The following is a 24,654-nucleotide window of genomic DNA, read 5'->3' as shown; positions in this document are numbered from 1 at the left end:
GCGATTGATTCTACCGGGGTATTGACCCCTTTCCCAATGTTTAGTTTCTGGAAGAAGCGCAAGGCCGAACCGGCCAGTGCGCCACCCGAGGTGCCGGCCCCGGCGCCCGCGGCCGCGCCTGCACCCGTTCCGTCGCCGGCCGCCGCACCAGCGGCGCTTCCCGCCGCCGGGCCCGCCCAGGTTCCGGCTCCCCGGCCCGTCCCCATTTCCACTCCCGCTCCCGCTCCCGCGCCGGTCGCGCAGCAGCCGGTGCCCCAGCCGGCCGCCGCCGAGGAAATGGTCCTGACCCCGCCGCCGGCCGCCACGCCGGAAGCGCGGCGCGGCTGGATGCAGCGCCTGCGCTCGGGCCTGTCCAAGACCAGCCGCAACCTCGGCACCCTGTTCGTCGGCGTCAAGGTCGACGAAGCCCTGTTCGAGGAGCTGGAAACCGCGCTGCTGATGGCCGACGCGGGCGTGGAAGCCACCGAATACCTGCTCGGCGAGCTGCGCCGCCGGGTCAAGAGCGAGCGCATCGAAACCTCCGAGGGCGTCAAGGCCGCGCTACGCGAGCTGCTCACCAACCTGCTGCGCCCGCTCGAAAAGACGATGGCGCTGGGCCGCGAGCAGCCGATGGTGATGATGATCGCGGGCGTCAACGGCGCCGGCAAGACCACCAGCATCGGCAAGCTGTGCAAGCATTTCCAGAGCTACGGCCAGTCCGTGCTGCTGGCCGCCGGCGACACCTTCCGCGCCGCCGCGCGCGAGCAGCTGACGATCTGGGGCGAGCGCAACAACGTCACCGTGGTGTCGCAGGAAAGCGGCGACCCGGCCGCGGTGATCTTCGACGCGGTCAACGCCGCGCGCGCGCGCCGCATCGACATCGTGATGGCCGACACCGCCGGGCGCCTGCCGACGCAGCTGCACCTGATGGAAGAGCTCAAGAAGGTCAAGCGCGTCATCGCCAAGGCCATGCCGAGCGCGCCCCACGAAGCGCTGCTGGTGATCGACGCCAACACCGGCCAGAACGCGCTGGCCCAGGTCAAGGCCTTCGACGACGCGCTCGGGCTGACCGGGCTGATCGTGACCAAGCTCGACGGCACCGCCAAGGGCGGCATCCTCGCCGCGATCGCGCGCCAGCGCCCGGTGCCGGTCTATTTCATCGGCGTGGGCGAGAAAGTGGAAGACCTGCAGCCGTTCCGGGCCGACGAGTTCGCCGAGGCTTTGCTGGGCTGAACGGAAAAAAGCCCCGCAATAGCTGCGGGGCCTGGATTGCCGGCAAGGCCGGCTTGCCGCTTGTGGTCTCCCCTCTCCCGCGTGCGGGAGAGGGGAGCAAACCATTCGGCAATGGAGAGTTCGTCAGCAACCTGAACCCCGCAAACCACCGCGGGGTCTTCATCACCGGCAGCCCGCCGCCCTACTCCGCGTCCGGCTGCGCCTTCGGCTCGGCCTGCTGGAAAGCCGGCAGCGCCATGCACGCTTCGAACACCTTCGCGATCGCCGCATAGCGGCTCACGTCGATGTTGAAGCGCTGCGCGTTGAACACCTGCGGCACCAGGCAGATGTCGGCCAGCGTCGGCGTGTCGCCGAAACAGAAACGGCCGGCCTTGCCCGAGCGCGCGAGGTTGGTGTTGACCGCCTCGAAGCCCAGCTCGACCCAGTGGCGGTACCACGCGTCCTTGGCTTCCTCGGTCACGCCCAGCGTGTGCTTGAGGTACTTCAGCACGCGCAGGTTGTTGAGCGGATGGATCTCGCACGCGACCTCGAGCGCGACCGCGCGGATGTAGGCGCGGTCGAGCGCGCTGCCGGGCAGCAGCGGCGGCTCGGGATGCGTCTCGTCGAGGTACTCCACCATCGCGACCGATTGCATCAGGACGTGATCGTCGTCGACCAGGGTCGGCACCAGCGCGTCCGGATTGAGCGCGCGGTAGGCCGGCAGCAGTTGCTGGCCGCCGTCGCGCAGCAGGTGCACCGGCGCGTAGTCGTAGGGCAGGCCCTTGAGGTTCAGCGCGATGCGCACCCGGTACGAAGCCGAGCTACGGAAGTAGCTGTAGAGCTTCAGCATCGGCTCACACCACCTTGACGGTGAGCTCGCCCACGCCTTCGATCTTGCATTGCATGACGTCGCCCTTGACCACCGGGCCCACGCCTTCGGGCGTGCCGCTGTAGATCAGGTCGCCCGGCTGCAGCTCGAACAGGCGCGACAGGTAGGACACCATTTCGGGCACCGACCAGATCAGGTCGGAGAGGTCGCCGCGCTGCTTCTCGGCGCCGTTCACGGCCAGCGTGACCGCGCCCTTGTCGGGATGGCCGATGGCGGACACCGGCACGATCGGGCCGATCGGCGCGGACTTGTCGAAGGCCTTGCCGGTCTCCCAGGGGCGCCCGGTCTTCTTCGATTCGTTCTGCAGGTCGCGGCGCGTCATGTCCAGGCCGATGGCGTAGCCGAACACGTGGCTGGCGGCGTCGGCCTCGGCGATGTCCTTGCCGCCCTTGCCGATGGCCACCACCAGCTCCACCTCGTAGTGGCAGTTGCTGGTGCCCTGCGGATACGGGAAGTGGCCTTCGGTGCCGTCGGCCACGTAGCTCACCGCGTCGGCGGGCTTGCAGAAGAAGAACGGCGGCTCGCGGTCGGGGTCCGAACCCATCTCGCGGGCATGGGCGGCATAATTGCGGCCCACGCAGTAGACCCGGCGCACCGGGAACTGGGCATGGCCCCCGCGCACGGGCACGCCGGTGGGCGCGGGCGGGGCGAATACGAATTCGGTCATCCAACTCTCCAGACTTTGCTTGTACTGTGTGTGTACTGTGTTTTTTGGGCCGCGCGCCGGCGCACCGGCGCCGCGGCGTTGCCGGCGCACGCCCTGCCGCGCAGCAGGGCGATAGCATACACCGCGCCTCCGCGCCGTGTACTCCCGCGGGCCGCGCATGCGGGTATCCCCGCAATACATGGCAGGAACCATCCGGCGCGGTTCTTGCATGACTGCCGACAATGCCCCTGACGCCATGACCCGACGCTCCCCCGCCCCTCCCAGCCCGCCGAGCCCCGCGACGCCGCCCACGGCATCGCGCAGCCTGCGCATCCTGCTGGTCAGGGACCCGCACGACGCCGACCCGCTCAATGTCGAGACCATCCAGGCCGGGCTGGTCTCGGCGGGCTTCACCGACATCGACACGGTGGATGCGGACCTGCGCCTGCCCGACGCCATCGCCGCGCGCCAGCCCGACCTCATCATCATCGCCTCCGAGTCCGCCGCGCGCGACACGGTGGAGCATGTGTGCGTCTCGACCCAGCACGCGCCGCGGCCGATCGTGCTGTTTACCGACAACGACGACGCCCAGCGCATCAAGGCCGCGCTCACCGCGGGCATCACCGCCTACATCGTCGACGGCCTGCGCGCCGAGCGCGTCAAGACCGTGCTCGACGTGGCCTACGCGCGCTTCCAGCTCGACCAGGAACTGCGCGCCGAACTCGACGCCACGCGCCTGCAGCTGGCCGAGCGCAAGGAAGTGGAACGCGCCAAGGGCCTGCTGATGAAGGAGCGCGGCATGACCGAGGACGAGGCCTACAAGCGCCTGCGCAGCATGGCGATGGAGCGCGGCATCAAGCTGGTCGAGGCCGCCCGCCGCGTGATCGATGTGATGAGCTGAGCGCGCACGGCGCTGGTGCATTGCACAAACATGGCGCCGCGCGGCAACCCCGCGCGCACCGCGCCCGCGCCGGAACGCGCGTGCCGGCCACCCCGTTCACGGTTCCCGTGCGCCGTGCGGCCCGTCTTTCGCCCGCGTTTCCCGGATTCCCCGTTTCGGCGCCTGGCACACCGCTTGCGTAGTTGCCATGCCGGCCAACGAAGGCCGCTCACAAACCCGATCGGCGCCGCCAACGAAGGCCGCGCCGCATCACAGGACAACGGCGTCCTGGACCGCCCCGCATTCTGGCGAACGCGGCGCGGTTCAGGACGCTTTTCTTTTGGAGCCGTGGAATGCCCTCTCGCCTGAAGATTGCCAAGCCGCTGCATGCCGCGGTCGCCAACGATGCCGGCGCCGCCGCCGACGCGGTGCCCGCCAGCAGCGGACGCCGCCGCGCGCTGGCGACCATCGCCGGCGCCAGCGTGGTCACGCTGGTCGATCCGCTGGTGCGCGCGGGCGCGTGGGCGGCCGGCTCCGACGCGCCGGAAAAGCCGGAGGTGAGGATCGGCTTCATTCCGCTGACCGACTGCGCCTCGGTGGTGATGGCCAGCACGCTCGGCCTCGACAAGAAATACGGCATCAAGATCACGCCCACCAAGGAAGCCTCCTGGGCCGGCGTGCGCGACAAGCTGGTCAACGGCGAGCTGGACGCGGCGCACGTGCTCTACGGCCTGGTCTACGGCGTGCAGCTCGGCATCGGCGGCCCCAAGAAGGACATGGCCGTGCTGATGAGCCTGAACCACAACGGCCAGGCCATCACGCTGTCGTCCAAGCTGGCCGAGAAGGGCGTCAAGGACGGCGCCAGCCTGAAGGCGCTGATGACGAAGGAAAAGCGCGACTACACCTTCGCCCAGACCTTCCCCACCGGCACCCACGCGATGTGGCTGTACTACTGGCTGGCCGCCAACGGCATCAACCCGATGCAGGACGCCAAGGTCATCACGGTGCCGCCGCCGCAGATGGTGGCCAACATGCGCGTGGGCAACATGGACGGCTACTGCGTGGGCGAGCCCTGGGGCGCGCGCGCCATCGCCGACAAGATCGGCTTCACCGCGGAAACCACGCAGGCGATCTGGAAGGACCATCCCGAGAAGGTGCTCGGCACCACCGCCGAGTTCGTGCAGAAGTACCCGAACACCGCGCGCGCGATGGTGGCCGCGGTGCTGGAGGCGTCCCGGTTCATCGACGCCTCGGCCTCCAACCGCCGCAAGACCGCCGAGACCATCGCCGCCAAGTCCTACGTCAACACCGACATGGACATCATCCTGGACCGCATGCTGGGCCGCTACAGCAACGGCCTGGGCAAGACCTGGGACGACCCCGACTCGATGAAGTTCTACCAGGACGGCGTCGCCAACTACCCGTTCCTCTCCGACGGCATGTGGTTCCTCACGCAGCACAAGCGCTGGGGCCTGCTCAAGGAGCATCCCGACTACCTGGCGGTGGCCAAGAAGGTCAACCGCATCGACGTCTACAAGCAGGGCGCCGCCGCCGCGCAGGTGCCGCTGCCCAAGAGCGATTTCCGCACCGCGCGCCTGATGGACGGCGTGACGTGGGACGCCGCCAAGGACCCGAAGGCCTACGCCGACGGTTTCAAGATCAAGGCCTGAGCCGGTCCGATTGCCGCATGAATGCCGGCGCCGCCTGCGCGCCGGCGCCTCCAAGGAGCCTGACGTGAATGCACTAGCTCGGCCGGCCGACCATGCCGGCAACCCAGCTTCTCCCGCCGATGCCAGCGCCGCCAGTCTCGGCGGACTCGCCTCGCTCGGCGACCCGCAGGCGCGCGAGCGCGCCGAGCGCCGCGCGCTGGAGGCCCAGGCCGAGGCGCGCCGCGCGGCGCGGCGCGAGGCCGTCGCGGCGGTGGTGCTCAAGGCGATGCCGCCGGTGGCCGGCTTCGCGCTGTTCCTGCTGTTCTGGCACGGCGTGGCCACGCTGATCCCGGCCATCCCGACGCCGGCCGCCACCTGGCACGCGGCCGTGCCGCTGTTCTCCGACCCGTTCTACCGCAACGGGCCCAACGACCAGGGCATCGGCTGGAACGTGCTGGCGTCGCTGGCGCGCGTGGCGGCGGGCTTCGGGCTGGCCGCGCTGATCGGCATCCCGGCCGGCTTCGCGCTGGGCCGCTTCGCCTTCCTCAACGCCATGATGGCGCCCATCATCAGCCTGCTGCGGCCGGTCTCGCCGCTGGCGTGGCTGCCGATCGGGCTGCTGCTGTTCAAGTCCGCCAACCCGGCCGCGATCTGGGCCATCTTCATCTGCTCGATCTGGCCGATGGTCATCAACACCGCGGTGGGCGTCACGCGCGTGCCGCAGGACTACCTGAACGTGGCGCGCGTGCTCGACTTGTCCGAGTGGAAGGTGTTTACGCGCGTGCTGCTGCCGGCGGTGCTGCCCTACATGCTGACCGGCGTGCGGCTGTCGATCGGCACCGCGTGGCTGGTGATCGTGGCCGCGGAGATGCTGACCGGCGGCACCGGCATCGGCTTCTGGCTGTGGGACGAGTGGAACAACCTGAAGGTGGAGCACATCGTGATCGCCATCTTCATCATCGGCGTGGTGGGCCTGCTGCTCGAATACGCGCTGCTGAGCCTCGCCAAACGCTTCAGCTACGGCAACTAGCGCGCCAGGGAGAACGACATGGAAAAGTTCGTCCGCATCGAAAACGTGGGCCAGACCTTCAAGACCAAGAAGGGACCGTTCGTCGCGCTGCGCGACGTCAACCTGACCATCGCCCGCGGCGAGTTCATCACGCTGATCGGCCATTCGGGCTGCGGCAAATCGACGCTGCTGAACCTGCTGGCCGGGCTCGACCGCCCCAGCGGCGGCGCGCTGATCTGCGCCGAGCGCGAGATCTCCGGCCCGGGGCCGGACCGCGCGGTGGTGTTCCAGAACCACTCGCTGCTGCCGTGGCTGACCTGCTTCGAGAACGTCTACCTCGGCGTGGAGCGCGTGTTCGGCGGCAGCGAAAACCGCGCGCAGCTCAAGGCCCGCACGCACGACACGCTGGCGATGGTGGGCCTGACCCATGCCGAGGGCAAGTACCCGCAGGAGATCTCCGGCGGCATGAAGCAGCGCGTGGGCATCGCGCGGGCGCTGGCGATGGAGCCCAAGGTGCTGCTGATGGACGAGCCGTTCGGCGCGCTCGATGCGCTCACGCGCGCCCACCTGCAGGACGAGCTCATCAAGATCGTCGCCAAGACCCGCAGCACGGTGGTGATGGTGACGCACGACGTGGACGAGGCCGTGCTGCTGGCCGACCGCATCGTCATGATGACCAACGGTCCCGCGGCGACCATCGGCGAGGTGCTGCCGGTGGACCTGCCGCGCCCGCGCGAGCGCATGGCGCTGGCCGACGACAAGGCCTACCACGCCTGCCGCACCGCGGTGCTGGACTTCCTGTACCGCAAGCAGCGCAATCCGGCGCTCAAGGAAGCGGCCTGAGCGCGGGCCGGGCCGCGGGTTCATGGCGCGGATTCCACGGCGCGGGCCGGCGGCTGCGATGGGCAGCGCCGGCCCGCTCCGCTATCATGAACCACAAACAACACCGTCCCAGCCCGCCATGACCGACACCGCCACGCCCGCTGCCACCCCCGCCGCTGCCCCTTTCGCCGCAGCCAGGTACATCAAGGAAATCGGCCGCGGCGTCAACGGCGCCCGCGCGCTGCCGCGCGAGGACGCGCAGACGCTGTTCGACGCCATGCTGGCCGGCCGCGTGGCCGACATCGAGCTGGGCGCCGTGCTGATGGCCTACCGCATCAAGGGCGAGGCGCCGCACGAGCTGGCCGGCATGCTGGAGGCCGCGCACGCGCACTGCCTGCCGCTGGCCGCGCCGCCCGACCGCGTGGTGGTCTCCATCCCCAGCTACAACGGCGCGCGCAAGCAGCCCAACCTGGTGCCGCTGCTGGCGCTGCTGCTGGCGCGCGAAGGCGTGCCGGTGCTGGTGCACGGCAGCCGCGAATTCAGCGGGCGCGTGACCAGCATCGCGCTGTTCGGGGCGCTCGGCATCGCGCCGTGCGCGACGGTGGCCGAAGCCGAGTCCCGCCTGCGCGAGAAGGACAACCCGCTGGCGGTGCTGCCGGTCGACGTGCTGTCGCCGGCGCTGTCACGGCTGCTCGACCGGCGCATGCAGATCGGCCTGCGCAATTCCTCGCACACGGTGGCGAAGATGCTGCAGCCCGTCGGCGCGCATACGCCGGCCGAGGCGCTGCGCCTGTACAGCTACACCCATCCGGAATACCGCGAGACCCTGACCGACTACTTCTCGCACGAGCCGGCCAACGTGCTGCTGGCGCGCGGCACCGAGGGCGAGGTGGTGGCCGACGCGCGCCGCGCCGGCCGCATCGACTGGCTGCACGACGGCCACCAGCGCACGCTGGTCGACCCCACCGCGGGCTCGATTGGCGAGGTGCCGGAACTCCCGCCCGGCAACGACGCCGCGCAGACCGCGGCCTGGATCCGCGCCGTGCTGGACGGCAAGGTGCCGGTGCCGGCACCGATCGCCACCCAGGTCGAGGCCATCCGCGGCTGCGTGCAGCAGGGCACGCGCGTGGCCTGGACCAGCCCGGTCTAGCGCTTGCGCGGCGGCAGCGGGATGCGGTCGTCCTCGCCCGGCACGCGCGGGAACTGGTCGTTCTCCCAGCGCTGCGACGCGGCTTCGATGGCCTCCTTGCTGCTGGCGACGAAATTCCAGAAGATGAAGCGGTGCCCGTCGGTCGGATCGCCGCCGAGCAGCATCACGCGCGAAGGCGCCTCGGCGTTCAGCGTGACGGTCTGGCCGGGCACCAGCACCGCCATGTGACGCTCCGGCAGCACCTCGCCGTCGAGCGCGACCACGCCGTCGACCGGATAGACGCCGCGCTCGGCATGCTCGGGCGGGATCTCCAGGCTGGCGCCCGCCTCCAGCTCGATCGCCACGTATAGCGTGCGGCTGAAGACCTTCACCGGCGCCTCGGCGCCGAACGCATCGCCCGCGATCACGGTCATGCGCACGCCCGGGCGCTCGAGCTTGGGCAGCGTCGCGGCCGGATGGTGGAAGAACGACGGCGCGGTGGTCTCGTGCTCCAGCGGCAGCGCCACCCAGGTCTGGATGCCGTGCAGGCTCGGCCCGGCCTCGCGGGCCGCCGCGGGCGAGCGCTCCGAGTGCGCGATGCCGCTGCCGGCGGTCATCCAGTTGACGTCGCCGGGCCGGATCACCTGCTTGCTGCCCAGGCTGTCGTGGTGGAGGATCTCGCCGTCGAACAGGTAGGTCACGGTGGCCAGGCCGATATGCGGATGCGGGCGCACATCCAGCCCCTGGCCGCGCGGCAGGGCCGTGGGCCCCATGTGGTCGAAGAAGATGAACGGGCCCACCGTCTGGGCCGCGGCGGCGGGCAGCACGCGGCTGACGGTGAAACCGTCGCCGAGGTCGCGTGTGTGCGGCTTGAGCAAGTGTTCGATGACAGACATGGATCTCCCCGGTTGGGCCGAAGCCGAAGGCCGGCCAAATGAGAGGAGTGTAGCTGCTGGCGGAACACAGCATCTCATCCGGCGACAGAACCAGACGGGGCGCGCCCCCTCTAATCTTTGTCCGATAAGGCAGCGAACGCTGTCTGATAGTGATTACGCCACATGACGGAAGCCGGTCCCGATAAAAGACTATGTGATTCACGACATCAATTAGCTGGAACTATCAACCCCACGGGGACTCCAACTTAGCAGTCCCCCGGCTTGAGTGCTAATATGTGTTGCAATGCAGTGCGCGGACCCTTGTGGCGAGCGCCGCGGGCAACCCACCCGCCGGATGCGAAAGGAGCAATCGAGTGAACGCGGTCCTATCTGCCGACCAGACCCAAACCAGCAGCCGCCTGCCTACGGCGCCTCAGGGCGCCGGGGCGTTCGCGCTGACGTTTCCCGGTAATCTGGGAAACCTGGACAGCTATATCCAGGCTGTCCATCGTATCCCCATGCTGACGCCCGAGGAGGAGCAGCGGCTTGCGCGCGACCTGCGCGAGCACGACTCCGTCGACGCGGCGCGCCGCCTGGTGCTGTCGCACCTGCGCCTGGTGGTGTCCATCGCCCGCCAGTACCTTGGCTACGGCCTGCCCCACGCCGACCTGATCCAGGAAGGCAACATCGGCCTGATGAAGGCAGTGAAGCGCTTCGACCCGGACCAGGGCGTGCGCCTGGTGTCGTATGCCATGCACTGGATCAAGGCCGAGATCCACGAGTACGTGCTGAAGAACTGGCGCATGGTCAAGGTGGCCACCACCAAGGCCCAGCGCAAGCTGTTCTTCAACCTGCGCAGCCACAAGCAGGGCGCCCACACCTTCACGCCGGAACAGATCGACGCGGTGGCGCGCGAGCTGAACGTCAAGCCGGAAGAAGTGATGGAGATGGAGACCCGCCTGTCGGGCGGCGACCTGGCGCTGGAAGGCCAGATCGACGACGGCGAGGAGGAATTCGCCCCCATCGCCTACCTGGCCGACAACCACAACGAGCCGACCCGCGTGATCGAGGCCCAGCGCCACGACCGCCTGCAGGTGCAGGGCCTGGAAGAAGCGCTGGGCAAGCTCGACGAGCGCAGCCGCCGCATCATCGAGGCGCGCTGGCTGCACGTCAACGACGACGGCTCGGGCGGCTCGACGCTGCACGAGCTGGCTGACGAGTTCGGCGTGTCGGCCGAGCGCATCCGCCAGATCGAAACGGCGGCGATGAAGAAGATGAAGGGCGCGCTGCAAGCGTTTGCCTGAAGCGTTTGCCTGACTGCGCGCGGCGGCGAAAGCCGCGCCGCGCAACGAAAAAGGGCCGGTCCTCGCGACCGGCCCTTTTTTCGTCCGCGCGCCGCCGGCGGCGGCACGCGGATCAGGACAGCAGCTGCTTGAGATCGTGCACGATCGGCTCCGGCCCCTGGCCGTGGCGGATGAACAGGCGCAGCTTGCCGCTCGGGTCGAACACGTAGCTGCCGGCCGAGTGGTCCATCGTGTAGTTGTTCGGCGAGGTGCCGGGCACCTTGGCGTAATACACCTTGAAGTCCTTGGCCACCTTCTGCAGCGCGGCGTCGTCGGCCGCGCGCATGCCCAGGAAGCGCGGGTCGAAGGCCGGCACGTATTGCGCCAGCAGCTCCTGCGTGTCGCGCTCGGGGTCGACCGTGACGAACAGCACCTGCACCTTGTCGGCATCGGGACCGAGCTGCTCCATGACCGCCTTGAGCTCGGCCATCGTGGTCGGGCAGACGTCCGGGCAATGCGTGTAGCCGAAGAACATCACCACCGCCTTGCCCTTGAAGTCGGCCAGCGTGCGGACCTTGCCGGTGTGGTCGGTGAGGCTGAAGTCCTTGCCGAATTCGCTGCCGCCGGTGATGTCGACGTTCTTGAAGGACGCGCGCTGCTGGCCACACGCGGCGAGCAGCAGCGAACACAGCGCCAGCAGGCAGAAACGACGAAGCAGCAGCGCGAAGCTGGAGGAAGAACCGGGGAAGGGGCGGGTAGGCATTCGGGTCGCGTGATGGATGGGGCGGCGCAGGGCGGCCGCTTCACATTGGCCGCCTCGCATTGGCATATGGGCGCAGTATCGCCGATCGCGCCGCCGCTGCGCCCGGTCCGCGACAAGATGCCGCAAGACCGGCGCCGGCGCGCCGTTCAGGACTGCGGCAGGAACTTGAAATAGTGGTCGATCAGCAGCGCCGCGAACAGCAGCGACAGGTACAGGATCGAGAAGCGGAACATGCGCTGCGCCAGCGCATCCGAGTAGTTGCGGTACAGCTTCCAGGCATAGGCCAGGAAACCGCCGCCGAGCACCAGCGCGGACGCCAGGTAGATATAACCGCACATGCCGTACACGAACGGCAGCAGCGTGGCCGCGATCATGATCAGCGTGTACAGCAGGATGTGCAGCAGGGTGAAGCGCTCGCCGTGGGTAATCGGCAGCATCGGCAGGCCCGACTTGGCGTAGTCGGCGCGGCGGTACAGCGCCAGCGCCCAGAAATGCGGCGGGGTCCAGGTGAAGATGATGAGCACCAGGAACCACGCTTCGGCCGGCACGGTGCCCGACACCGCCGCCCAGCCCAGCGCCGGCGGCATGGCGCCGGACAGGCCGCCGATCACGATGTTCTGCGGCGTGGCCGGCTTGAGCAGGATGGTGTACACCACCGCGTAGCCGACGAAGGTCGCCACCGTCAGCCACATGGTCAGGTCGTTGGCGAACACGTGCAGCAGCCACATCCCCGCTCCGCCCAGCACCGCGGAGAACACCAGCGTCTGCGCGGTGGTGATCTCGCCGGTGGCCGAGGGGCGCCACGCGGTGCGGCGCATCAGCGCGTCGATCTTCTGCTCCACCAGGCAGTTGATGGCGAACGCCGCGCCCGCCAGCAGCCAGATGCCCGCCGCGCCGCCGATCAGCACCGGCCACGGCACCATGCCCGGCGCGGCCAGGAACATGCCGATGATGGCGCAGAAGACGGCCAGTTGCGTGACGCGGGGCTTGGTGAGGGCGGCGTACTGGCGGACCAGGTGACGGACCCGTCCGGCAGGATGAGGGTGGGTAGCAGTAACCACGGGGGGAATCTTCTCTTTCATGTGGCGCGCACGGCGGCCGGCACGTCAGTAGCGAGGTCAGCGGCGCGGGCCGCGAGCCCTATATTGTAGTTGAGGCGGACCAACAGCATCAGAAGCACCGCCGCGCCGCCGTTGTGGGCCACCGCGGCCACCAGCGGCCAGTCGAACACGATGTTGGACAAGCCGGTGGCCAGTTGCAGCGCGAGCACGCCCAGCAGCCAGCCCGCGTGGCGCGCCAGCCCGCCGAGGTGGCGCGCGCGCAGCCCGAACCACGCCAGGTAGCCCAGCACCACGAAGGCGAAGCCGCGGTGCACCCAGTGGATCGCCACCAGCGCCGAGTGCGGGATATAGTCGCCGTCGGCGGTCATGCCGAGCTGGCGCCACAGCGTGAAGCCGTGGCGGAAGTCCATCTCCGGCACCAGCTGGCCGTTGCACAGCGGGAAGTCGGTGCAGGCCAGCACCGCGTAGTTGGTGCTCACCCAGCCGCCCAGGAAGATCTGCAGCACCAGCAGCGCCAGCCCCAGCCGCGCCGGCCAGCGCAGCGCGCCGGCGGCCGGCGCCACGCCCAGCGGCGGGTCGTTGCGCGAGCCCAGCCAGATCAGCGACGCCAGCAGGGCCATGCCCAGCATCAGGTGCGTGACCACGATGACGGGCTGCAGCTTGAGCGTGACCGTGAACGCGCCGAACGCGCCCTGCACGCACACCAGCAGCAGCACGCCGGTGGCGAACCACGGCGACTGCCGCAGCTCGCGCCGCCTGACCCAGGCCAGCACCATCAGCGTGATGATCAGCACGCCCACCGCCATCGCGAAATAGCGGTGGATCATCTCGATCCAGGCCTTGGTGGCGGAAACCGGGCCGCTGGGCAACGCGGTCTCGGCCGCGCGGATCGGCTCGCTGGCCGCGTGCGGGTTGGAGTGGCCGTAGCAGCCCGGCCAGTCCGGGCAGCCCAGGCCGGAATCGGTCAGCCGCGTGAAGCTGCCGAACATGATCAGGTCCAGCGTCAGGAAGGCGGTGATCCACACCAGTTTGCGGTACTTGTTGCGGTCGCCCCTGACCAGCACGTAGCTCAGGGGAAACAGCGCGATCAGGACGCCGATGACGGCGAGTTGGAGCAGCATGCGCGTAGTGGTTGAGTCTGGCCGTAAGCCCGGGCTTCAGCCGATGTGGGTTCAGCCGATGTGGGAATACTTGAGCAGCTTCTTGAGGTCGGAGCTCATCTTCTGGGGGTCCGGGTCCTTCGGGAAGCGCATCATCAGGTTGCCGAGCGGGTCGACCAGGTAGAGCGTGTCCTCGATGCGCGCGCCCGCGTCGGGCGGCAGCCACTTCTGCAGCGCGTCGCGCGGCGCGCGCAGGAAGCGCACGCCGGCGTAGGGCTCGTTGTAGGCGGCGGACAGGCGCGCGTCGATGGGGCCGTCGTCGCTGACCAGCCATACCGGCACGATGCGCTCGCGGTCCTGGCCCTGGCCGGCGCGCAGCTGGCGGATGGTGAACAGCTTCCTGGCGCAGGCTTCGCCGCAGGCGGCGCCGTCGGCGCTGATCAGCAGCCACTTGCCCTTGAAGCTGTCCAGCGGCACCGGCTCGGCGCGCTCGTTGGCGACCTGCACGGCCGGCATCGGGCGCTGCGGCTCGATCAGCGCGCCATAGTTGGTGGTGCCGCCGGCCGGCCTGAACACGTAGTAGGTCAGGTAGGAGGCAATCACCGGCGAAGCGCACACCAGCAGCAGCAGCAGCATCTGGATGCGGCCGCGCCGGGTGCGGGCATCGATGCGCGGGTCCTGCGGTGCGGCGCGCGCGGCCTGGGCCGGCGCTGGGTCTCGTTGTGGCATCACGTTCGTTCGTCTCTTCTGTCTCTTCTGTCTCTCGGGTGTCCGGTCGCGGGTGCCGCGCTCATCTGACCGCGCGGCCCCGCGGTGGTTCGGGCCGCATCTCCGGCGGCATCTCCGCCCGCGCCTCGGCCGCCATGCGCCGCGCGCGCCGCCAGCTCAGCGCCACCAGCAGCACCAGCGTCAGCGCGGCCATCCCGAACCACTGGAAGGCATAACCGTAATGGCGGTCGGCGCCGATGTCGGCCGGCGCCCAGTCGCGCGCCAGCCCGTCGCCATTGTCGCTGCGCTGCTCCAGCACGAACGGCTGCAAGGGCATGCCCAGCTCCCTGGCAAAGGCGGCGATGTCCACGTTCTGGCGGATCTTCTGGCCGGCTTCGGCATCCGCGCCGCGGCCGAGGCCGAAGACCCGGGGCACCGTTGCCAGCGCCGTGCCTTCCACGTCCACCTCGCCCGCGGGCGTGGCGAACGGCGCGATGCGGGTGCGGTCCTGCGCGTCGCGCGGCAGCCAGCCGCGCAGCACCAGCACCGCCGGCGCGGCGCGGTCATCCGACACGCGCAGCGGCGTCAGCACCATGAAGCCGGCGCGGCTGTCGCTGCCGTTGCCATGCGGCCGGTTGTCCAGCAGCACGGTATGGTCCGCGTCGAAACGGCCGCGCGCATGCACGCGCCGCTCGGCCACCGGGCCCGACACCAGCGTCCGCCCGACTTCCAGCGGCGGCTGCGCGGCCAGCGCCTGCAGGCGCTGCGCCCGCGCGATCTTCTCGTGGGCGCGGCCAAGCTGCCAGTTGCCCAGCGCGCAGGTCGCGGCGATCACCGCCAGCGCGGCGATGGCAGGCACCGGGCTCAGCGCGCGCCACGGTTTCACGGGCGGCCCCCGAGTGCCGGCAACGGCGCGCCGGTGCGATAATGGTACTTCACCTCCAGCCGATCCCGCCCGGGCGAACCCTCCATGCGCATCGTCATCCTCATCGCGTTCGTCCTCATCGTCGGCAGCCTGGCCTCCGCCCTGTTCTTCATGATGCGCGACCGCGGCAGGACGCCGAACATGATGCGCTCGCTGATGTTCCGGGTCGGCTTCTCCGTGGCGCTGTTCCTGTTCATCCTGTTCTCGCACTGGATGGGCTGGATACAGAGCACCGGCATCCGCATGGGGCCGTGAGGCGCGCGCGCCGGGCTCGCGGATGGCCGCCGGCGGCTCGCGCCACGGCGGCGGGATCGCAAAAAACAAGCGCCGCAGGCTGGCCAGGCCCCTGCGGCGCTTGTTTTTCGTGCTCCGTGGGAGGCTGCCCTCCCCGGCGGTGGCCGGCGGCCACCGCGCCCCGGGTGTGTTACAGCCAGTACACCACGACGTAGAGGAACAGCCACACCACGTCCACGAAGTGCCAGTACCAGGCCGCGCCTTCGAAGGCGAAGTGGTGGTCGGGCGTGAAATGCCCCTTCAGCACGCGCACCAGCACCACCGTCAGCATGATCGCGCCCATCGTCACGTGGAAGCCGTGGAAGCCGGTCAGCAGGAAGAAGGTGGAGCCGTAGATGCCCGAGGTCAGCTTGAGGTTGAGCTCGGTGTAGGCGTGATGGTACTCGTAGACCTGGAAGCACATGAACAGCGCGCCCAGCAGGATGGTCAGCACAAGGCCCTGGATCAGCTGGCTGCGCTTGTTGGCCAGCAGCGCGTGGTGCGCCCAGGTCAGCGTCACGCCGGAGGTCAGCAGCAGGGCCGTGTTGATCGTCGGGATCGGCCACGGGCCCATCGTCTGGAAGCTCTCGACCACGCCGGCCGGGCCGGCGTTGGGCCACACCGCGGCGAAGTCGGGCCACAGGATCTTGTTGTTCAGGTCGCCCAGCCACGGCATGGCGATGTTGCGGGCGTAGAACAGCGCGCCGAAGAAGGCCGCGAAGAACATCACCTCGGAGAAGATGAACCAGCCCATCGACCAGCGGAAGGACAGGTCGATGTTCTTGCCGTACTTGCCGGTCTCCGATTCGCTGATGGCGTCGCCGAACCAGCTCTTGAGCACGAACAGGAACCACAGCAAGCCGAGGCCGCAGACATACGGCCCCCACGGTTGCCCGTTCACCCAGCCCGCGGCCCCGCCGGCCGTCAGCAGCAGGCCGAAGGCCGCCGTGATCGGATGGCGCGAGGGGCCCGGTACGAAGTAGTACGGAGCGTTGGCGCGATTCGCACTCATTCTTTTTTCTCCAGCTCAGAGTCTTGATTCAGTCATCGTTATCCGCGCATCCGGCCCCGACGGCCGGCCGGCGGCATGCTTTTGCCTGCTTGTACCCTACTTGTACCCTTACCCTGCCACCACCACGCGCACCACGGTGATCAGCACCGCGATCAGGATGGCCACCCCGATCAGCCCGGCGATGATCACGTGGACCGGGTTGAGCTGCGCCATGTCGCGCTCGTGCTCGCTGCCCTTGCGCAGGCCGATGAACGACCAGAACACCGCGCGCAGCGTCTGCGCGAAAGACATCTTGCGCTTGACCGCGTCCTTCATCTCTTCCACGGCTTGCTCCTGCTTGTGGCTTCGTGTCGCTTCGTGTTGCGTCGTGTCGCTTCGAACTGCCCGGACCGGCATCGCCGGCCACGGCGCGAATCCCGGAATCTCAAATGCCCCGGCCCGCTCCGGCCGGCGTGTCGGCGCCGCCCTGCGGCACCTGCGCCACCGGCGCGCCGATCTCGAAGAAGGTATAGGACAGCGTAATGTTCCTCACGTCCTTCGGCAGGTCCGGATCGATCACGAACACCACCGGCATCTCGCGCGCTTCCTTTGCCTTGAGCGTCTGCTGCTTGAAGCAGAAGCACTCGATCTTCTTGAAATACTGCGTGGCCAGCTTGGGCAGGTAGCTCGGGATCGCCTGCGCCGAGATGTCGCGCGGCTGGCCGTTGGCCACCTCGTAGACGATCGTCGCCATCTCGCCCGGATGCACTTCCATGCTGCTCTTCACCGGCCGGAACGCGAACGGCCCGCGCGCGTTGGAATCGAACTCGACCGTGATGGTGCGGCTCTTGTCCACCTGCGTGTTCCTGACCTGCCCGCCGTACAGGTCGCGCGTGGTCACGACGTTGAGGCCGGTGATCTCGCAGATCTTCTTGTACAGCGGCACCAGCGCGTAGCCGAACGAGAACATCAGCGCCACCACCACCAGCAGCCGCAGCATCATGCTGCGGTTGAAGCGCCTGTCGGCGGCGTCCTGTGACGGCTGGTTCGTGCTCATTCCAATACCCCCGCGGCTTCAGCCCAGAAGAATCATCTTGGCGAAGAAACCCAGAAAGAAAACCACCACGATCGAGAAGAGGATCAGACCGAGGCGGCGGTTGGCGGCCTTGCGGTCAGGCTGCGATGGATTGTTGTCTGGACCCTGCATGGCACCCTGTCTGCGTGGCGCGGCGGGGACAGGCGTCGCGCCCGTCCCTGCCGCGCCTGGTTACGGCTTACTTGACTTGCGGCGGCACCTCGAAGGTGTGGAACGGGGCCGGCGACGGCACGGTCCATTCCAGGCCTTCGGCGCCGTCCCAGGGCTTGTCTCCGGCCTTCTGGCCGCCACGGTACGACGGCAGCACCACGAAGAAGAAGAAATACACCTGCATCAGCCCGAAGCCCAGCGCGCCGATCGAGGCGATCGCGTTGAAGTCGGCGAACTGCGTCGGGTAGTCGGCATAGCGGCGCGGCATGCCGGCCAGGCCGAGGAAGTGCATCGGGAAGAACGTGATGTTGAAGAAGATCATCGAGCCCCAGAAGTGGATCTGGCCGCGGGTCTCGTTGTACATGAAGCCGCTCCACTTCGGGCCCCAGTAGTAGAAGCCCGAGAACATCGCGAACAGCGAGCCGGCCACCAGCACGTAGTGGAAGTGGGCCACGATGAAGTAGGTGTCCTGCAGCTGGATGTCGATCGGCGCGACCGCCGGCATCAGGCCGGTGAAGCCGCCGATGGTGAACACGAAGATGAAGCCGATGGCGAACAGCATCGGCGTCTCGAACGTCATCGAGCCGCGCCACATGGTGGCGATCCAGTTGAAGATCTTCACGGCGGTCGGCACCGCGATCAGCATGGTCGCGTACATGAAGAACAGCTGGCCCGTCACCGGCATGCCGGTCGTGAACATGTGGTGCGCCCACACGATGAACGACAGGATGGCGATCGAGGCGGTGGCGTACACCATCGAGCTGTAGCCGAACAGGCGCTTGCGCGCGAAGGTCGGCACCACGTGCGAGATGATCCCGAACGCGGGCAGGATCATGATGTACACCTCGGGGTGGCCGAAGAACCAGAAGATGTGCTGGTACATCACCGGGTCGCCGCCGCCGGCGGCCGAGAAGAAGCTCGTGCCGAAGTGGCGGTCGGTCAGCACCATCGTGATGGCGCCGGCCAGCACGGGCATCACGGCGATCAGCAGGTAGGCGGTGATGAGCCAGGTCCAGCAGAACATCGGCATCTTCATCAGCGTCATGCCGGGCGCGCGCATGTTGAGCACGGTGACGATGATGTTGATCGAGCCCATGATCGACGACGCGCCCATGATGTGCATGGCGAAGATGGCCATGTCCATGCCCGGGCCCATCTGCACCGACAGCGGCGCGTACAGCGTCCAGCCGGCGGCGGTGGCGCCGCCCGGCGCGAAGAACGACAGCACCAGCAGCAGCGCGGCCGGCGGCATCAGCCAGAAGCTGAAGTTGTTCATGCGCGCGAACGCCATGTCGGAGGCGCCGATCTGCAGCGGGATCATCCAGTTGGCGAAGCCCACGAAGGCCGGCATGATCGCGCCGAACACCATGATCAGGCCGTGCATGGTGGTGAACTGGTTGAACAGCTCGGGGCGGAAGAACTGCAGGCCCGGCTCGAACAGTTCCAGGCGGATCAGCAGCGCCAGCATGCCGCCCGACAGCAGCATGGTGAACGAGAACAGCAGGTACAGCGTGCCGATGTCCTTGTGGTTGGTGGCGAACAGCCAGCGGCGCCAGCCATGCGGGTGATCGTGATGCTCATCGTGCGCGTGGTCATGCGCATGATCGTGCGCGTGGTCGTGCGGATGGCCGAGCGCGTCCGGGGTAGCAGTACTCATCGCGAAAACTCCTCTAGTCCTGATCAGCCTGCCGCGCGGTCGCCCGCGACGCTGGCCTGCTTGGCGGCGGGCTTGTCTTGCGCCTTGGGCGCGGCGTCGCCGCCCGCGGCGCCACCGCCTTCCGGGAACTTGCCCGCGCGGGCGTTCACGAAATCGCTCGGTTGAATCACTTCGCCGGTATGGTTGCCCCAGTTGTTGCGGGTAAAGGTCATGACGGCGGCGAGCTCGGTATCGGAGAGGTGCTTCCAGACGGGCATGGCGCCCTTGCCTTCGAGCAGGATGTGCATCTGGCCGGCCTTGGGGCCGTTGACGACCTTGGAGCCGTCCAGCGCCGGGAACGCGCCGCCGCCCTTGCCGGTGGGCTGGTGGCAGACCGCGCAGTTGGCGGCGTAGACCTTCTCGCCGCGCGCCTTGAGTTCGTCGAGGGTCCAGGTCTTGTTGGGGTCGTCGGCCTTGGCGGCGAGTTCCTTCTTCTTGCCGTCGACCCACTTGGCGTAGTCGGCGTCGGACACCACGCGCACCACGATCGGCATGAAGGCGTGTTCCTTGCCGCACAACTCGGCGCACTGGCCGCGGTACACGCCGATCTTCTCGGCCTTGAACCAGGTGTCGCGCACGAAGCCGGGGATCGCGTCCTGCTTGACGCCGAACGCCGGGATCATCCACGCATGGATCACGTCGTTGGCGGTGGTGACGATGCGCACCTTCTTGTTGACGGGCACCACCAGCTCGTTGTCCACCTCCATCAGGTAGGTGTTGGACTTCGGCGCCTCGTTGTTGATCTGGTCGCGCGGGGTGGCCAGGGTGGAGACGAAGGAGATGCCCTCGCCTTCGCCCTTGAGGTAGTCATAACCCCATTTCCACTGGTAGCCGGTGGCCTTGATGGTGATGTCGGAATTGGTGGTGTCCTTCATCGCCACGACCGTCTTGGTGGCGGGCAGCGCCATGCCGATGACGATCAGGAAGGGGATGATGGTCCAGATCACCTCGACGGTGATGCTTTCGTGGAAGGAGGCAGATTTCGCACCCTTGGACCTGCGGTGCTTGAACACGGAATAGAACATCACGCCGAACACGCCGACGAAGATCACCGTGCAGATGATCAGCATCATCCAGTTCAGCCAGTGAATCTGTTCGGCGATCTTGGTAACGGGCTCGGCCAGATTGAGCTGTCGCACTGCGGGGCCGCCCGGCATGTCTTCCACCGCCAGGGCTGCCTGGCCAACGAGCAGGGACGCGCCCGTCAGACACGCTGCGGATGCCTTCTTCCACATTTTCATTTGTTATCTACCCAATTTACAGATGCAAATCTGTCAGCCTGCCCGGCCGCTGCCAGTCTCCATTCAAAGGCAACGCAAGGCAGATACGAGCTCCTGCGCGAACTTTCTGCGCTTGTACGGGTCCAGAAAACACCCCACCTGCACAACGCACTTACCCGAGCGCAACTGCACCAGCGCCCTTAACGATTCACCCTGTTCGACCCGCACCCAGAGCGGGTTGAACTCATGCCGGGTCAGTTGCCCGGCACTGACGGAGACGACCACCAGCAGGCCGCCCGCCAGGCTCACGCGTTCGTAGTCGGCCGCATGCCGCGCGTAGACCAGCAGCGCGATGCCCAGACCCAGCAGGTCCAGCCCGGCGAAGGGCAGCACGAGCCACGAACCCCGCCACGCAAAGCACAACGCGATGGCGAGCGAGACACAGACGATTGAGAGGTAGAACCAGCCGACCTGGCGTGGCGACAGCGAGCAATTCCGCTTCATCAGCCAGTCTTTGTCCGGCGCACCGGGCCCGCCGGGACTGCTGCCGGGCTCGTCTTGCGCCGTCTGGAATGCGATACCCAAGTCTTGCATCGCCCACCACTCTGCATAGGATGCACACCTGGGACGATCGCCTGGGCCGCACTAACTTAGTGCGATTCCGGGGCACATGTGCCAGGGGAACCACTGCGACAAACTGGCGCATTATAGGGCGCTTCACCTGCTCGAACAAGGCCGCCCCTTGACCGCCGGGGTGGCGCGCGACACGGTTTTGTGCTTCAGCGCGGTGCACGCGGTGGCCTCGCGGTGCCCCGTCCGGGGCACGCTATCGGCGCGGCCGCGCGCGTCCGATCTTGTCCAGCGGCACCACCGCGCGGCCCATTTCGTCGACGTCCTGCCGGCCGCGCGGCGCCAGTTTCCACGCATGCCCGTAGACGATCTCGAAGGTCAGCGGAATCAGCCCGTCGGCATTGCGGCGGCGCTCGAGCGCGCCCAGCAGCGCATCGAGCCAACGCCTGCCACGCAAGCCCTGGCTTGGGATTGGCGGCAGCCGCAGGCCGCCGAAGGCCTGCACTTCGCGCAGCAGGGTGCGCGGCGATTCATAGGTGATCGTCAGCGTTTCCATGTCCATCACGGGCGTGGACCAGCCGCTGTTGACCAGCATGTCGCCGATGTCGTGCATGTCGACGAAGCGCAGCGTGTGGGTACCCGGATCGACCTCGGCGAAGGCCGCGCGCAACTCGGCCAGCGTGTCCGGGCCGAACAGCGAGAACAGCACCAGGCCCTCGTCACGTGCGACACGATGCCACTCGGGAAATACCCTATGTGGTTCAGGATGCCAGTGCAGCGCGAGGTTGGACCAGAGCAGGTCGAAGCTGGCCGGGGCAAACGGCAATGTGGCAAGATCGCCCTGCACCAGGTCGAACACGGGCCGCTTGCCGAGCATGCGCCCGAGCCATCCGGCCTGGCGCTGGGGATCGCGCTGGGCCGCCTCGCGCAGCATGGCGCCGGAGATGTCCAGGCCGGCGATCTGCGCGTCCGGGTACTGCGCGCGCAGCGCCGCCAGGCCGCGGCCGTGGCCGCAGCCGATGTCCAGCGCGCGCGCGGGCGACAGCCGGATCATCTGCATGCGCTCCTGCATGCGCTGGCCGATCTCGCCCAGCAGGAAATCGAGCTGGCCGAAGCGCGCGCTGCGCCGGTCGAAGGCGAGGCGGGTCAGCCGCGCGGGCGGCAGATAGGCATCGGGGGAGTCGGCGTCATGCAGGGACACGGGCAAGCCAGGCAACAGGAGAATGAGGAACACGGCCGGACGCGCGCGCCCGGGCGGAATGCGGCGCGCGCGCCTGCGGGCGCGGCGGCCGGAGCGCAAGTATACGCGCGCGCCGCGTCCGCTGCCGGCGCCCGCCACGCCGAAGGCGCCCTGCGCCGCCAGGCGCGCCGGCTGTGGCGCGCGCTGCTGCCGTGCGCGTGCGCGCTGTGCGGCGAGGTGCAGGAAGACGCCGTGTGCGCCGGCTGCGCGCGCGAACTGCTGGCCCCGGCGGCGCGCTGCCGCGTCTGCGCGCGGCCTGCCCTGCGCCGCGATGCGCGCCACAGCTTGCGCCACGGTCCGCGCTGCCATCACTGCCGGCTCGAACCGCCCGCGTTCGACGCCGCCGTCACGCTCGGCGACTACGCCAGCCCGCAGGACGGGCTGGTGCTGGCGCTCAAGTTCGGCGGCGCGCTGCCGCTCGCGGACTGGCTGGCGGCGGCGCTGGCCGAGCGCTGGCAGGCCATGCACGATGCCGCGCGCGCCCTGCCCGATCCTCCGACACTGCCCGCCCCGCCCGACCTGCTGGCGCCGGTGCCGCTGTCGCCGCGGCGGCTGGCGGCGCGCGGCTTCAACCAGTCGTGGGAGATCGCCCGGCCGCTGGCGCGCCGTCTGGGCGTGCGCGCGCGCCCGGCGCTGCTGGCCCGCCTGCGCGACACGCCGGCCCAGGCCTCGCTGGACCTGCCCGCGCGGCAGGCCAACCTGCGGGATGCCTTCGGCCTCGCGCCGGGTGGCGAGGTCGCCGGCCTGCACATCGGGCTGGTGGACGACGTGATGACCAGCGGCGCGACGCTCGGCGAGGCCGCGCGCGTGCTGAAGGCGCACGGCGCGGCGCGCGTCACCTTGTTCGTCCCGCTGCGCACGCCGTAGCGGGGAGGGGGGCGTGGCGATGGCGGCGTGACAGGCGCCACCCGGCAAGGTAAGCTGCGCAGCGGTTTACAAGCGGCGCTCCGAGGCCCGCCCCCCAACATGTTCAATGTCGTCCTGGTCGAACCCGAGATCCCGCCGAACACCGGCAACGTGATCCGCCTGTGCGCCAATACCGGCGCCCGCCTGCACCTCGTCAAGCCGCTCGGCTTCCCGCTCGAGGATGCGCGCATGCGCCGCGCCGGCCTGGACTACCACGAATACGCCACCATGCGCGTGCACGAGAACTGGGACGCCCTGATGGCCAGCGAACAGCCCGACCCGGCCCGCATGTTCGCGCTCACCACGCATGGCGCGACGCCGTTCGGGCAGGTCGCCTTCCGGCCCGGCGACTGGTTCGTGTTCGGCTCCGAGACGCGCGGCCTGGCGCCGGAGCGGCGCGAGTGGTTTCCCGCCGCGCAGCGCATCCGCCTGCCGATGCGGCCGGACAACCGCAGCCTCAACCTCTCCAACACGGTGGCCGTGGTGGTGTTCGAGGCCTGGCGCCAGAACGGCTTCGCCGGCGGCGCCTAGCGTTCGCCTACTCCGGCTGCACGCCGGCGATCCGGATCACCTTGTCCCAGCGCGCCTTCTCGCTCGCCAGGGTCTCGCGCAGCGACTGCGGCGCCGTGCCCGCCGGCGCGAAATACTGCGCGCGCATCTTGGCGCGCACGTCTTCGCTGCCGATGATCGCCACCAGCTCGCGGTAGAGCCGGTCGATCACCGGCGCGGGCGTGCCCGCCGGCGCCATCACGGCCTGCCACGAGATCGCCTCGAAGCCCGGATAACCGGACTCGGCCACGGTGGGCACCGCCGGCAGCAGGCTGGTGCGCCCGCTGGTGGTCACGGCGAGGACGCGCAGCTTGCCCGCGCTCACCAGCGGCATGGCGATCGCCGGTACCATGAAGCCGGCCTGCACCTGGCCGCCGACCATCGCCGTGGTGATCTGCGCGAAGCCCGGGTACGGAATATGGGCGAGGTCGATCTTCGCCATCGCCTTGAGCTGCTCCATCGCGAGATGGGCGGCGCTGCCGTTGCCGACCGAGCCGTAGTTCAGCGCGCCGGGACGCGCGCGCGCCAGCGCCACGAACTCGCGCACGTCGCGCACCGGCAGGCGCGCATCCACCACCAGCACGTTGGGCGAGGTCGCCACCAGCGAGACCGGCGCAAGCTGGCGCACGGGGTCGTAGCCGAGATGGCGCCACAGCGTCGGCGCCGTGACCAGCGGGCCGTTGATGGTCAGCAGCAGCGTGTAGCCGTCGGGCGCGGCGCGCGCCACCATGCCGGTGCCGATATTGCCGCCGGCGCCGGGGCGGTTCTCCACCACCACCGGCTGGCCGAGCGACGCCGACAGCTTCTCGGCCAGCAGACGCGCGATCAGGTCCGGCGAGGAGCCGGCCGGAAACGGCACCACCAGGCGCACCGGCCGCTCGGGCCAGTTGCCGGCCGCGCGCGCGGGAAACGCCAGCGCGGCGGGCACGGCGGCGGCAAGGGCCATCAGGACGCGGCGGCGGGCCGCGATGCAATCTTGGGACATGAGACAGGACCAGGGCGGCCGGACATCCGCGTCGACGCGGGCATCACC

The 24,654-nt window shown here is 68.9% G+C and carries 27 protein-coding genes; 10 read left to right on the top strand and 17 right to left on the bottom strand.

What is annotated here, in order from left to right; genetic code table 11:
- The first annotated feature begins 36 nt into the window (after positions 1–36).
- Positions 37–1,212, top strand: a complete 1,176-nt coding sequence (ftsY, locus tag KF708C_RS00550; protein ID WP_059410401.1) for a signal recognition particle-docking protein FtsY — start codon at positions 37–39, stop codon at positions 1,210–1,212.
- Between the two features lie 181 nt (positions 1,213–1,393).
- Here ftsY and maiA read toward each other — a convergent pair whose 3' ends face one another.
- Both maiA and KF708C_RS00540 read right to left on the bottom strand, forming a co-directional pair.
- On the bottom strand, positions 1,394–2,038 hold the full coding sequence (maiA, locus tag KF708C_RS00545; RefSeq protein ID WP_059410444.1) for a maleylacetoacetate isomerase: 645 nt from the start codon (positions 2,036–2,038) through the stop codon (positions 1,394–1,396).
- A 7-nt stretch (positions 2,039–2,045) separates the two neighbouring features.
- The gene (locus KF708C_RS00540) at positions 2,046–2,747 is read right to left on the bottom strand and encodes a fumarylacetoacetate hydrolase family protein (protein WP_020202648.1); all 702 of its coding nucleotides are present in this window, start codon (positions 2,745–2,747) and stop codon (positions 2,046–2,048) included.
- A 235-nt stretch (positions 2,748–2,982) separates the two neighbouring features.
- On the opposite strand from KF708C_RS00540, the gene KF708C_RS00535 reads away from it, so the two are divergent.
- The 5 genes from KF708C_RS00535 to ybiB all read left to right on the top strand — a co-directional run bounded on the left by KF708C_RS00535 (position 2,983) and on the right by ybiB (position 8,236).
- Positions 2,983–3,627 carry an ANTAR domain-containing response regulator gene (locus tag KF708C_RS00535; RefSeq protein WP_029043526.1) on the top strand — a complete coding sequence of 215 codons (645 nt, stop codon included), beginning with the start codon at positions 2,983–2,985 and terminating at the stop codon, positions 3,625–3,627.
- A gap of 332 nt (positions 3,628–3,959) precedes the next feature.
- Positions 3,960–5,276, top strand: a complete 1,317-nt coding sequence (locus tag KF708C_RS00530) for a CmpA/NrtA family ABC transporter substrate-binding protein (RefSeq protein ID WP_059410400.1) — start codon at positions 3,960–3,962, stop codon at positions 5,274–5,276.
- A 196-nt stretch (positions 5,277–5,472) separates the two neighbouring features.
- Positions 5,473–6,285 (top strand): nitrate ABC transporter permease, encoded by an 813-nt coding sequence (gene ntrB / locus KF708C_RS00525; RefSeq protein WP_043366369.1) that lies wholly within the window; start codon positions 5,473–5,475, stop codon positions 6,283–6,285.
- An 18-nt stretch (positions 6,286–6,303) separates the two neighbouring features.
- Positions 6,304–7,107 (top strand): ABC transporter ATP-binding protein, encoded by an 804-nt coding sequence (locus KF708C_RS00520; RefSeq protein WP_059410399.1) that lies wholly within the window; start codon positions 6,304–6,306, stop codon positions 7,105–7,107.
- A 118-nt stretch (positions 7,108–7,225) separates the two neighbouring features.
- Positions 7,226–8,236, top strand: coding sequence for a DNA-binding protein YbiB (ybiB, locus tag KF708C_RS00515; RefSeq protein WP_020202643.1), 1,011 nt, complete (start codon positions 7,226–7,228; stop codon positions 8,234–8,236).
- Here ybiB and KF708C_RS00510 read toward each other — a convergent pair.
- The gene (locus tag KF708C_RS00510; protein WP_029043525.1) at positions 8,233–9,111 is read right to left on the bottom strand and encodes a pirin family protein; all 879 of its coding nucleotides are present in this window, start codon (positions 9,109–9,111) and stop codon (positions 8,233–8,235) included. The genes ybiB and KF708C_RS00510 overlap by 4 nt on opposite strands.
- Positions 9,112–9,464: 353 nt before the next feature.
- Between KF708C_RS00510 and rpoH the strand changes: the two genes are divergently transcribed.
- Complete coding sequence (gene rpoH / locus KF708C_RS00505; protein WP_029043524.1) at positions 9,465–10,394, top strand: RNA polymerase sigma factor RpoH; 930 nt, start codon at positions 9,465–9,467, stop codon at positions 10,392–10,394.
- Positions 10,395–10,506: 112 nt separating this feature from the next.
- Here the strand turns inward: rpoH and KF708C_RS00500 are convergent, their stop codons facing one another.
- From KF708C_RS00500 to KF708C_RS00480, 5 genes are all read right to left on the bottom strand, one after another.
- Entirely contained in the window at positions 10,507–11,136 is a 630-nt protein-coding gene (locus KF708C_RS00500) for an SCO family protein (RefSeq protein WP_020202640.1), read from the bottom strand.
- A 146-nt stretch (positions 11,137–11,282) separates the two neighbouring features.
- On the bottom strand, positions 11,283–12,218 hold the full coding sequence (locus tag KF708C_RS00495) for a heme o synthase (RefSeq protein WP_059410398.1): 936 nt from the start codon (positions 12,216–12,218) through the stop codon (positions 11,283–11,285).
- Positions 12,215–13,318, bottom strand: coding sequence for a COX15/CtaA family protein (locus KF708C_RS00490; protein ID WP_059410397.1), 1,104 nt, complete (start codon positions 13,316–13,318; stop codon positions 12,215–12,217). Before KF708C_RS00490 ends, KF708C_RS00495 begins: the two co-directional genes overlap by 4 nt.
- 51 nt (positions 13,319–13,369) lie before the next feature.
- The gene (locus KF708C_RS00485; protein ID WP_020202637.1) at positions 13,370–14,026 is read right to left on the bottom strand and encodes an SCO family protein; all 657 of its coding nucleotides are present in this window, start codon (positions 14,024–14,026) and stop codon (positions 13,370–13,372) included.
- A 61-nt stretch (positions 14,027–14,087) separates the two neighbouring features.
- On the bottom strand, positions 14,088–14,891 hold the full coding sequence (locus KF708C_RS00480) for an SURF1 family protein (protein ID WP_059410396.1): 804 nt from the start codon (positions 14,889–14,891) through the stop codon (positions 14,088–14,090).
- An 84-nt stretch (positions 14,892–14,975) separates the two neighbouring features.
- On the opposite strand from KF708C_RS00480, the gene KF708C_RS00475 reads away from it, so the two are divergent.
- The gene (locus KF708C_RS00475; protein WP_020202635.1) at positions 14,976–15,185 is read left to right on the top strand and encodes a twin transmembrane helix small protein; all 210 of its coding nucleotides are present in this window, start codon (positions 14,976–14,978) and stop codon (positions 15,183–15,185) included.
- A gap of 169 nt (positions 15,186–15,354) precedes the next feature.
- On the opposite strand, the gene KF708C_RS00470 is transcribed toward KF708C_RS00475, so the two are convergent.
- From KF708C_RS00470 to KF708C_RS00440, 8 genes are all read right to left on the bottom strand, one after another.
- Entirely contained in the window at positions 15,355–16,215 is an 861-nt protein-coding gene (locus tag KF708C_RS00470; protein WP_059410395.1) for a cytochrome c oxidase subunit 3, read from the bottom strand.
- Between the two features lie 108 nt (positions 16,216–16,323).
- A complete protein-coding gene (locus KF708C_RS00465; RefSeq protein ID WP_020202633.1) occupies positions 16,324–16,539 on the bottom strand; it encodes a DUF2970 domain-containing protein in 216 nt (71 codons plus the stop codon).
- A gap of 100 nt (positions 16,540–16,639) precedes the next feature.
- Positions 16,640–17,251, bottom strand: a complete 612-nt coding sequence (locus KF708C_RS00460) for a cytochrome c oxidase assembly protein (protein WP_059410394.1) — start codon at positions 17,249–17,251, stop codon at positions 16,640–16,642.
- Positions 17,252–17,269: 18 nt separating this feature from the next.
- Entirely contained in the window at positions 17,270–17,401 is a 132-nt protein-coding gene (locus KF708C_RS36595) for a cytochrome oxidase small assembly protein (RefSeq protein WP_020202631.1), read from the bottom strand.
- Between the two features lie 67 nt (positions 17,402–17,468).
- On the bottom strand, positions 17,469–19,097 hold the full coding sequence (ctaD, locus tag KF708C_RS00455) for a cytochrome c oxidase subunit I (protein WP_020202630.1): 1,629 nt from the start codon (positions 19,095–19,097) through the stop codon (positions 17,469–17,471).
- Positions 19,098–19,120: 23 nt separating this feature from the next.
- A complete protein-coding gene (gene coxB, locus KF708C_RS00450; RefSeq protein WP_029043521.1) occupies positions 19,121–20,377 on the bottom strand; it encodes a cytochrome c oxidase subunit II in 1,257 nt (418 codons plus the stop codon).
- 63 nt (positions 20,378–20,440) lie between these two features.
- Positions 20,441–20,950, bottom strand: a complete 510-nt coding sequence (locus KF708C_RS00445) for a DUF2244 domain-containing protein (protein ID WP_020202628.1) — start codon at positions 20,948–20,950, stop codon at positions 20,441–20,443.
- A 232-nt stretch (positions 20,951–21,182) separates the two neighbouring features.
- A complete protein-coding gene (locus KF708C_RS00440; RefSeq protein ID WP_020202627.1) occupies positions 21,183–22,127 on the bottom strand; it encodes a methyltransferase domain-containing protein in 945 nt (314 codons plus the stop codon).
- On the opposite strand from KF708C_RS00440, the gene KF708C_RS00435 reads away from it, so the two are divergent.
- Both KF708C_RS00435 and trmL read left to right on the top strand, forming a co-directional pair.
- Positions 22,116–23,033, top strand: a complete 918-nt coding sequence (locus KF708C_RS00435) for a ComF family protein (RefSeq protein ID WP_082079383.1) — start codon at positions 22,116–22,118, stop codon at positions 23,031–23,033. The genes KF708C_RS00440 and KF708C_RS00435 overlap by 12 nt on opposite strands.
- A gap of 99 nt (positions 23,034–23,132) precedes the next feature.
- Positions 23,133–23,603, top strand: a complete 471-nt coding sequence (trmL, locus tag KF708C_RS00430) for a tRNA (uridine(34)/cytosine(34)/5-carboxymethylaminomethyluridine(34)-2'-O)-methyltransferase TrmL (RefSeq protein WP_020202625.1) — start codon at positions 23,133–23,135, stop codon at positions 23,601–23,603.
- Positions 23,604–23,610: 7 nt separating this feature from the next.
- Here the strand turns inward: trmL and KF708C_RS00425 are convergent, their stop codons facing one another.
- Positions 23,611–24,606, bottom strand: coding sequence for a Bug family tripartite tricarboxylate transporter substrate binding protein (locus KF708C_RS00425; RefSeq protein ID WP_370552776.1), 996 nt, complete (start codon positions 24,604–24,606; stop codon positions 23,611–23,613).
- Positions 24,607–24,654: the final 48 nt, after the last annotated feature.

Origin of the sequence: Cupriavidus basilensis, from assembly GCF_000876015.1 — a bacterium.
GTDB classification, from domain to species: Bacteria; Pseudomonadota; Gammaproteobacteria; order Burkholderiales; family Burkholderiaceae; genus Cupriavidus; species Cupriavidus basilensis_B.
This window is presented reverse-complemented; position numbering and strand designations above follow the sequence as displayed.